This is a genomic window from uncultured Jannaschia sp., assembly GCF_947494055.1.
GTDB lineage: Bacteria > Pseudomonadota > Alphaproteobacteria > Rhodobacterales > Rhodobacteraceae > Jannaschia.
This window is the reverse complement of record NZ_CANLTR010000121.1, coordinates 1-1,753: the sequence shown is the minus strand read 5'-3', so window position 1 is coordinate 1,753 and position 1,753 is coordinate 1. Positions and strand designations below refer to the sequence as shown.

General features: G+C 71.9%; 2 protein-coding genes. Both read left to right on the top strand.

The features are described 5' to 3' along the window. Window positions 1-483: 483 nt before the first annotated feature. Entirely contained in the window at window positions 484-975 is a 492-nt protein-coding gene (locus Q1A87_RS23370; RefSeq protein ID WP_299657231.1) for a conjugal transfer protein TraD, read from the top strand. Continuing rightward, window positions 972-1,753, top strand: a 782-nt coding sequence (locus Q1A87_RS23365) for a hypothetical protein (protein ID WP_299657228.1), incomplete at its 3' end; no start/stop codon positions are given. The genes Q1A87_RS23370 and Q1A87_RS23365, both read left to right, overlap by 4 nt.

The following is a 1,753-nucleotide window of genomic DNA, read 5'->3' as shown; positions in this document are numbered from 1 at the left end:
CAGCAGCTTTGGCTGCCCTCCGCCAGGAAGCGCAAGCCGCATTCGGTCGAATGCATATTGCGTCTGCCTACCCGCTCCGTGCCCTCGCTACGGCAGAACCCGGACGGGCCGGTAAGGCGCCCGTGGTCGAGGCGACGCATGAACAGGCACGGTGATCCCCGTGGTAGATGTTAGTGGGACGCAGGGAGAGCTTCGGGCGGACTTTGACCGGCATGACCGTCGACCACTGTAGATGTACGATCAGGTTCGGCTGCGGAGGAGCACAGTCCATCTCGACGAAGACTGAACGCAGCTAGGAAACGCACGTCCGCATCGTCGTCGATTGACGCGAGACAGGCCGATCGACGCACGACGAGTGGGTTTCGGCAGGTCGCTGCCGGAGCCGGAGGGTCGACGCCACGTCAAGCTTGGGCCTCGCTTGCCGCCGGGGCGACCGCGCGTCATGCCCCGCCCTCCGAGACACCGCCGCAGGAGACCACGCCCATGACCCGCACCAGCCTCGCCGAACGTCAGGCCCGCCTCGAGCAGCAACGCGCCCGTCTGCAACGCGAGGAGGCCAAGGTCCGCGAGGCCGAGCGCAAGGCCCGCACGCGACGCCTCATCGAAGCCGGCGGGCTCGTCGACAAGGCCGGGCTCGGCGAGACGGAGGCCAACGTCCTCTACGGGGCGCTCCTGGAGGTGGCCGGGAAGCTCGGCGACGCCGCGCAGCGGGCCCGCTGGGAAGCCGAGGGCGGCCACGCCTTCGACCGCGAGGCCCGCGCGCGGGACGCCGAACGCGAGCCGCTGATCCTCACCCTCGCCGGCGCCCAGCCGGCGCTGGCGACCGCCCGACTGCGGGGGCTCGGCTTCCGCTGGTCCAAGGTGCTGCAGCACTGGGAAGGGCTCGCCGTCTACGACGAGGCCCGGGTGGCGGCCGAGGAACTTGGCGGAACGCTCCGGCGCGTCGCGCCCGCGGCCTCCGGCGTAGCGGAGTGACCCGTCTCGTGTCCGGGCGTCTCGTCTCCGATCTCGGGCGCGGCGGCCTTCGGTTCGCACTCCAGCTCTGGCCGCTCTGGCTGTCGTGGTTCGCGCTGCAGGGGTCCGTCGCGCTCTGGCGCGACCTCGTCCTCCTCGCCCCCGACATCGCGCAAGGCGGGATCGAGGCCCAGATCGCCCGCACGCTTTGGCCCGCGGCCGGACTTCTCGGGCCGATCGTTCTGATGGCCCTCGCCGTGGGCCTCTATATCCGCCAGCGCGCCGCTCGCGCGGTGGCCGTGGCCGGTCTCCTCGGCGTCGCCGTGGCCCTGGGCCTGACCCTCTGGCCAGTCTGGCAATCCCTCGCGCCGCTTGCGGGGCTTGTGCCGCCCCTCGATCTCATCGACCGCATTCCGGCCGCCTACATCGTCGCGACCGTCCTGGGGTTTTTTGCCATCGGCGGTGGCGTCCATATCCTGCGAACGCCCCTGCCCGGCGTTGCAGGCCCCCGCACCCGGGCGCGCTCGGACAATCACGGCCATGCCGACTGGCTCTCCCTCCGGGACGCCCGCCGCCTCTTCCCTGGCGCCGACCCCGTCCATGGCGGGATCGTCCTCGGCGAGGCCTACCGCGTCGATCAGGACCCGGCCGTGCGACGGCGCGCTTCCGAAGGGCCCGGCATGATCCCCTTCGATCCCGAGGACCCCACGACCTGGGGAAAAGGCGGCACCCAGCCGCTCCTGGTCGATCCCTGCCGCTCGGGGCCCACCCACGGCCTCGTCCTCGCCGGCTCCGGCGG

Bases quoted from the DNA above. Each gene is read 5' to 3' on its own strand.
- Q1A87_RS23370 (WP_299657231.1), top strand. From the start codon at position 484: ATGACCCGCACCAGCCTCGCCGAACGTCAGGCCCGCCTCGAGCAGCAA.